The following is a 4,973-nucleotide window of genomic DNA, read 5'->3' on the forward strand; positions in this document are numbered from 1 at the left end:
TGCGCGATGCCCAGGTCGGCCGCGGCAACCGCGGCCTCGACGTCGTCCGGATTCGCCACCAGCCGGTTGCGGACGTCCACCGGATCGTACCCATGCACCCGGCGCAGCAGTTCGGCCCGCGCGAGCCCGGTCAGGGCCTCGGGATCCGCGGGCGCCTCGGTGAGCCGGATGCGGTAGGACTCGACCGCGGTGTCGAAGTCGCCACGGGCAAGCGCCGCCTCGGCCGCCGCCACATGTGGGTCACGGGCGGGGCCGCCCGCGGCTGCCGCGCCCGGGACTGCGCCCATCGCCTCGCCGACCAGGGAGAGCAGCTGATCGAGCCAGCTCCGCACCTCCCGTTCGGGCACGGCGCCGGTGAACTCTCCGATGATCCGCCCGCCGATCACCGCCTTCACCGCGGGGATGCCCTGCACGTCGGCGGCCTGCGCGAGGCCCGGGTTCGCGTCGACGTCGATCTTGGCGAGGATCCACCGGCCGCCGTCCGCCGCGGCGAGCTTCTCCAGGATCGGGCTGAGCTGCTTGCACGGGCCGCACCAAGAGGCCCAGAAGTCCAGCACTACGGGAACCTGCATCGACCGGCTGACCACGTCAGTGGCGAAGCTCGCCTCGGTGACGTCGATGACCACGGGCCCGGCTGGCGCGCCGGGACGAGCGGCCGGCGCGGCCGTGGCGGCGCTGCTGGCGGGGGGAGGCGGGGTCGCCGGCTTGGGGTCGAGCGGGACGGCGCCGGCGAGGCGCAGACCGCCGAGGCTTTCGGGCAGACGTCCCGCGCCTCCCGCACCGCGCGGCGATCTGGATGGGACTGGTGGCCTACGTTGCATGCCTCCATCGTGGCATCTGGTCGCGGTCAGTGGGCTCGGCACCGGACGACTTTTCCGGTCCTCATGTCCGCCTCGCCCGGGGTCGGACACAGACGCCCAATCCGGGCCGCGGGCCGCGGGCCGCCGGCCGCGGTCAACGATCAGTGGCGTCCGCGCCGGTCTCGCCCCCGGCCAGCAACCGGTCGATCGCGGCGACCTTCGTGTGCAGAGCGTCGGTGACTCCCGGGCGAAGATCGGCCTTCAGCACCAGACTCACCCGGCCAGCACGGGCCGAGACCGCCTCGGTGGCCCGGCGGACGACGTCCATCACCTCGTCCCACTCGCCTTCGATCGTGGTGAACATGGCGGTCGTCTCATGGGGCAGCCCACTGGCCCGCACTATCCGGACCGCCTCGGCGACCAGATCCGCGACCCCCTCGCCCTGACCGATGGGCGTGACACTGAAGGCAACAAGCATGCGGTCAGACTTATCACGACAGTCCGCTCACCGCGCATCGAACAACGCAGGGCCACTACCCTGCTACGCCGACGCACCGAGGTCGTCGGTAAGCTATTTGCATGTCACGAAACGTCGCCGGAAAACCGGCCGGCGATCCAGTTGAGCAAACCCGGAACAACGGTCTCTGACGGTACGCCCTACCATTGCCCGCCGTGGGGTGGAAGAAGACGGATAATGAGGCGTAGGTGGGGTCACGCATCTTGCTCGACGCGCTGACGGACCTGGCTGTGGTCGTCGGCGCGGATGGTCGTGTCACCGACATGGGTGCCGCCGCCCGTGCCTTCCTCGGTGACCGGGTTCCCCGCATCCCCCATCTGCGCGATCTTGTCGACGTCGTCGATCCCGCGTTCCGCCTCGCTCTCGGTGAGGCGGTGAAGGCCGCGCTGGGGCGGACCGGGCAGTGGCGTGGCTCGGTGGGACTCGTCGACCTGGCCGGGGCCACCGTGCCCCATCACGTGACGGTCCGGGTCGACCCGGAGGGCGGGCTGGTCGTCGTCGCTCGGGACACCAGCGACCAGCGCGCCCGCGAGGTCGCCGAGAACGAGTCACGGGCCAAGGACGAACTGATCGCCCGGCTCGGCCACGAACTGCGGACCCCGCTGAACGCCATGCTGGGCTTCGCGCAGCTGCTGGAACTCGAACCGCTCACCCCCGACCTCCACGACGACGTCGAGCGCATCATCACCGGTGGCCGCCACATGCAGGCGTTGATCGATGACGTGCTGGACCTGGCCAGGCTCCGCGCGGGCCGAGGGGACATCAACAAGGGGCCGGTCAACGTCCTCGACATCGTCCAGGGCGTGGTGGAGCTCGTCGAACCGCTCGCGGCGCAGCGCAGCATCCGGCGGGTGATCCATCCGGCGCTGCCGCTCGTCGCCGACGCGGACCGCCGCCGCCTGTGGCAGGTCCTGCTCAACCTTGTCGGTAACGCGCTGAAGTACGGCCGGGAGGGCGGCAGCGTGCGCGTCGGCATCGTGCCCATCACCGGCTCGCGGATCCGTATCGAGGTCGAGGACGACGGGACGGGGCTCTCCCCCCGGGCGATCGACCGACTGTTCCGGCCCTTCGAGCGCCTCGGCGCCGAGCGCAGCGGAATCGAGGGCAGCGGGCTGGGCCTCGCGCTGTCCCACGCCCTGGTCACGGCGATGGGCGGGGTGCTTACCGTCGCCAGCCGGTACGGCGTGGGAAGCGTGTTCGCCGTCGTGCTCGACGCGGTCGACCTGCGTTTCGAGGATCTCGATGATGACAGCGGATTCGGGGGCAGTTACGGTGGTCTCCCAGGTCACTCCGGCGAGTCCGGCACGGTCACCCTCGGCCGTCCTCCCGCACCCGGCGGCCTGCGGGTCGTGCACGTCAGCGGCGATCCCGCCCTGCGTTCCCTGGTCGCCGAGACCCTCACCGATTTCCTGGCTGCGGACACCGTGACCGTTCCCCGCGCCGGTCTCGCCCTCGACGCGGTGCGGGGGGCCCGGCCAGCGTTCATCCTGCTCGACCGGGACCTGCCCGACACGACCGCGGCCGAGCTGCTCGCCCAGCTCGCGGCGGACCCGACCGCCGGCGTCATCCCGACCCTGGTCCTCAGCGAGGACGCCGACCCCCGCGAGCGGGCGTACCTGCGCCGAGCCGGCGCCGTGGACGTCCTGAAGATCCCGCTGGATCCCGGCGCCCTAGTCGCCGCGGCAGCCGCGCTCACCACCGCGATGACCGCCCCGAGCTGACCTGACCAGGCCGCCCCGAACGGCGCCTGATGCGGGGAAGAGCTCGAAGTCCAGAAAGTCGAAGCCAGGCGCCACCACGCAGCCGACCAGGACGTGCTGTCCATCGCGCGGGAGCGCGGTCTGCCATTCGCCGGCCGGCACGACGAGCTGCGGCGCTTGGCCCGCGGCCGGATCGGGTCCGAGGATCCGCCGGTCGGCGGCGACCGGCGCCCGGCCCGGCCCGCCGAGAGTGAGATCGAGGGCCCCACCGCCCTGCCAGAGCCAGATCTCGGCCGAGGCCACCCGGATGCCAGCGGGACACCTCTCCCGGACGCAGCAGGAACAGGATGGACGTCATGACGGGGCGCCTGCCGCCATGTGCGTCGATCTGGTCGGGACTGGCCCAGGTCCGGCGGTACCAGCCGCCCTCGGGATGTGCTTCGAGACCGAGCTCCCGCACCAGGTCGTCGGCCAGCGTCGCGGGGTCGTCGATGCGGGTCATCGCGGGAGCCTCCCCGAGGCCTGCCGTCACGCCGGAACGCGCAGCACCAAGGCGTCTCCCTGGCCGCCGCCGCCGCAGAGACCGGCGGCCCCGATCCCGCCGCCGCGGCGTTTCAGCTCGTTGGCCAGGGTCAGGGCGATCCGGGCACCGGAGGCTCCGACGGGGTGACCGATCGCGATCGCGCCGCCGTTGACGTTGGTGATCTCCGGGCCGATCCCGAGGTCGCGCATGGACTGGATGGCGACCGCGGCGAAAGCCTCGTTGATCTCGACGAGGTCGAGATCAACCGGGGTGAGCCGCTCCTTGGCCAGCGCTGCGAGGATGGCGCGCGAGGGCTGGGACTGCAGGGAGGTGTCCGGACCGGCCACGAAGCCGTGGTGACCGACCTCCGCGAGGATCGGCAGGCCGAGCTGTTCGGCCTTCGCCCGGCTCGCCACGATGACGGCGGCGGCGCCGTCGGAGATCGGCGACGACGAACCCGCGGTAATCGTGCCGTTGCCGTCGAAGGCCGGCCGCAGCTTCGCGAGCACCTCGACGGTGGTGTCGGGACGCACGCCCTCGTCCTGGTTGACGACCAGCGGCTCGCCGCGGCGCTGCGGCACCGCGACCGGGACGATCTCGTCGCCGAACAGCCCGTTCTTGGTGGCGGCGGCGGCCCGCTGATGCGACTGGGCGCCGAACGCGTCCTGCTCGGCCCGGCCGATGCCGAGCCCCGCGTTGTACCGCTCGGTGCTCGCCCCCATCGCGATCTGGTCGAAGGCGCAGAACAGCGCGTCGTGCTCGGTGGCGTCGAGCAGCTCGGCCCGGCCGTACTTCACCCCGGAGCGCAGCGAGCGCAGCAGGTGCGGGCCGCCGGTCATGGACTCCATCCCACCGGCGACGACGAGGTCGAACTCCCCGCTGGAGATGTACGTGTCGGCTAGGGCGATCGCGTCGAGGCCGGACAGGCAGACCTTGTTGATCGTGATGGCGGGCACCGACAGCGGGATGCCGGCGGCGACCGCCGCCTGCCGGGCGGTGATCTGACCCGCGCCGGCCTGGATCACATGCCCCATGATCACATAATCGACCGCGTCGCCGGGCAGGCCGGCCCGCGCGAGGGCACCCGAGACCGCGATGCCACCAAGATCCGTCGCGGTGAAGCCCTTCAGCCCGCCCGACAGTTTCCCGAACGGTGTCCGCGCTCCGGCCACGATCACGGAACCAGGCATGGATGCCTCCTCATCTCCAGGAAGATCTTCGGACCGGGACGGCGCCGGCACACGGCATGCGGTGACGTCGTCTCGTGGCGGCAGCCTCGAGAACGGCCGTTGCTGATATAATAGCTTGGTCACGTCTGAGATTCCCGGCCGCGATTCTGGCCCCTCAGGGACAAGAGCACCTAGCCGGACCCGCGGGACGGCCAGGAGAAGCGGACCGTCCTGACAGGGACCGTCAGGACAGCTGGCCGCAGG

Annotated in this window: 5 protein-coding genes and 1 pseudogene; 1 reads left to right on the forward strand and 5 read right to left on the reverse strand. The window is 71.7% G+C overall.

The features are described 5' to 3' along the window. Together AC08ON_RS02015 and AC08ON_RS02020 are read right to left on the reverse strand one after the other, a co-directional pair. Positions 1–821, reverse strand: an 821-nt coding sequence (locus AC08ON_RS02015; protein WP_476616353.1) for a thioredoxin family protein, incomplete at its 3' end; no start/stop codon positions are given. Between the two features lie 133 nt (positions 822–954). Next, entirely contained in the window at positions 955–1,278 is a 324-nt protein-coding gene (locus AC08ON_RS02020) for an MTH1187 family thiamine-binding protein (protein WP_011438060.1), read from the reverse strand. A gap of 227 nt (positions 1,279–1,505) precedes the next feature. Here AC08ON_RS02020 and AC08ON_RS02025 point away from each other — a divergent pair, with 227 nt between their 5' ends. Continuing rightward, positions 1,506–3,038: an ATP-binding protein gene (locus AC08ON_RS02025; protein WP_476607430.1), complete on the forward strand. Its 1,533-nt coding sequence runs from the start codon at positions 1,506–1,508 to the stop codon at positions 3,036–3,038. Here the strand turns inward: AC08ON_RS02025 and AC08ON_RS02030 are convergent. The 3 genes and pseudogenes from AC08ON_RS02030 to AC08ON_RS02040 form a co-directional block, all read right to left on the reverse strand. After that, entirely contained in the window at positions 2,988–3,320 is a 333-nt protein-coding gene (locus AC08ON_RS02030; protein ID WP_476607431.1) for a cupin domain-containing protein, read from the reverse strand. The two genes, AC08ON_RS02025 and AC08ON_RS02030, sit on opposite strands and share 51 nt — an antisense overlap. Positions 3,321–3,384: 64 nt before the next feature. Continuing rightward, a pseudogene (locus AC08ON_RS02035) lies at positions 3,385–3,519 on the reverse strand (cupin domain-containing protein); the annotation flags it as partial. A gap of 26 nt (positions 3,520–3,545) precedes the next feature. After that, positions 3,546–4,730: an acetyl-CoA C-acetyltransferase gene (locus AC08ON_RS02040; protein WP_476607432.1), complete on the reverse strand. Its 1,185-nt coding sequence runs from the start codon at positions 4,728–4,730 to the stop codon at positions 3,546–3,548. Positions 4,731–4,973: the final 243 nt, after the last annotated feature.

It is taken from the genome of Frankia sp. CoWAU3 (assembly GCF_977971855.1).